Source organism: Bradyrhizobium forestalis, from assembly GCF_002795245.1.
Taxonomy (GTDB): domain Bacteria; phylum Pseudomonadota; class Alphaproteobacteria; order Rhizobiales; family Xanthobacteraceae; genus Bradyrhizobium; species Bradyrhizobium forestalis.
The window spans coordinates 1-383 of record NZ_PGVG01000168.1 but is presented as its reverse complement, the minus strand read 5'-3'; the positions used below and the strand labels follow the sequence as shown (position 1 = coordinate 383).

1 protein-coding gene is annotated in these 383 nt (G+C 61.6%); it reads left to right on the top strand.

Going from position 1 to position 383, the window contains the following annotated elements:
* Positions 1-383: TRAP transporter substrate-binding protein DctP (dctP, locus tag CVM73_RS38955; RefSeq protein WP_167407309.1), on the top strand; the 383-nt coding region annotated here is incomplete at both ends.

Genomic DNA, 383 nt, shown 5'->3' with positions numbered 1-383 from the left:
GCGACCGCGACCGAGGACATGATGTTCCCGGCCTACGGCGCCCAGACCGTGCACATGCCGTTCGGTAGCGTCTACACGAGCTTGCAAACCGGCGTGATGGACGTCGCCGAGAACAGCATCAACGTCTACCTCGTCAACAAGCACTACGAGGTTGCCCCGGTCCTCAACATCACGGAGCACGAAGCCAACAACGCGCTGGTGTTCGTCTCCGACAAGCTCTGGCAGAGCCTGTCGGCGGAGCAGAAGGGGTGGGTGCAGGCGGCGGCCAACGAGATCAGCACGAAGGAGCCGCAGAAGGCGTTCGACCTCGAGCGCACCGCGGCCGACAAGCTGAAGAAGATGGGCGTGAAGATCGTCGACAACGTCGACAAGAAGAGTTTTAC